Raw genomic sequence first — 1,694 nt, 5'->3', positions numbered from 1 at the left:
AGCCTCGATCCACCGATGAGGTTCAGGCTGATGGAACCCCGGAGATAGAAAGTGCCCTCTGAACTGGAAGGATAGGAGTTCTCACGCTTCTATTCCGCCGGTTCGAGAGGGCACCTCGCAGGTGAGATTACGCCATGACGCGCCGGTGGTACGCGCGACGTTCGACGACCCGAATCTGGTGTCGTGTGCCGGCCTCGTTCCGGTGATGCGCCTGGCCCAGCAGGCTGGCCTGCACCACGCGGTCGCCGACCGAGTGAGCCTGCCGACGGACAAAGGCGCGAACCCGGCCGGTAAGGTCGCCACGATCGTGGCCGGGATGCTCGCAGGCGCGGACAGCATTGACGACCTCGACGTAGCCCGGCATGGCGGCATGCGCTCGTTGTTCGGCGGCGTGTACGCGCCGTCGACACTCGGCTCGTTCCTGCGCACGTTCAGCCACGGGCACGTCCGGCAGTTGCAAGCCGCCGCCCGGGACACCCTGATCGGCCTGGCCGGGCAGGCGCCGATCCTGGCCGGCGCGGACGTGCTGACCTTCGTGGACATCGACTCGATGCTGCGCCGGGTCTACGGCAAGCAGAAACAGGGCATCGGCTTCGGTCACGCCAAGGTCGGCGGCTACAACGTCTGGCTACGCGGCTACAACCCCCTGGTCGCGACGCTGTCGACGCCGCTTGCCGCGCCGGTCGTCGCGGCGACCCGGCTGCGCAGCGGTAACGCCGGTTCCGCTCGTGGCGCGGCCAGCATGATCGCCGAAACGATCACCACCGCCCGATCCTGCGGCGCGACCGGCGAGATCGTGGTCCGGGCCGACTCCGCGTTCTACACCAAGACGGTCATCAGCACCTGCCGACGGCGTCGGGTACGGTTCTCGGTCACCGCCCGTATCGACGCCAAGGTCCGCGCCACCTGCGACAGCATCAGCGACGATCAGTGGATCGACATCCGGTATCCGCAGGCCGTCTGGGACGAGGATGAGCAGCGGTGGATCTCCGACGCGCAGATCGCCGAAACCATCTACACCGCATTCGCCGGCACCCGGCACCAGGTGACCGCCCGGCTGATCGTGCGCCGCATCCGCCGCGACGATCCCACCCAAGCTTCTGGCCAGGAAGAACTCCTGCCCGCCTACCGATATCACGCAGTCTTCACCGACAGCCCGTTCACCCTGACCCAGGCCGAAGCCCAGCACCGCCAGCACGCGGTCATCGAGCAGGTCAACGCGGATCTGATCGCCGGGCCGCTCGCGCACCTGCCCTCCGGCCGGTTCAGCGCCAACGACGCTTGGCTGACCTGCGCGGGACTCGCCCACAACCTCACCCGCGCCGCCGGACACCTCGCCGCCGGAACCTGGACAGCCGCCCGGACCACCACCATCCGCACCCGGATCATCAACGTCGCCGCCCGCCTCGCCCACCGGGCCCGCGCCGTCCACCTGCACCTACCCGAACACTGGCCCTGGCAGGCCGCGTTCGACAACCTGTTCACCGCCGTCCACCCGGCACCCGGCTAACCACGGCACACCGACCACAACCAGGCGGCCCCACCGCAGGCCACGAACCCCCGTCCCACCCCCGAACGACCCCGCCCGGAGCAAGCCGATCACGTAATCGGCGATCCCGCCGTGCTCCGAAACCACCCAATACCGAAACTATTCAACCGACCTTCAGGGCGAACCGCGTCGGTGGATCGAGGCT

1 protein-coding gene is annotated in these 1,694 nt (G+C 68.5%); it reads left to right on the top strand.

Going from position 1 to position 1,694, the window contains the following annotated elements; all coding sequences use genetic code 11:
- The first annotated feature begins 121 nt into the window (after positions 1–121).
- A complete protein-coding gene (locus tag ACL02O_RS34130; protein ID WP_412822307.1) occupies positions 122–1,510 on the top strand; it encodes an IS1380 family transposase in 1,389 nt (462 codons plus the stop codon).
- Positions 1,511–1,694: the final 184 nt, after the last annotated feature.

Origin of the sequence: Micromonospora mangrovicola (assembly GCF_047200535.1) — a bacterium.
GTDB lineage: Bacteria > Actinomycetota > Actinomycetes > Mycobacteriales > Micromonosporaceae > Micromonospora.
This window is presented reverse-complemented; position numbering and strand designations above follow the sequence as displayed.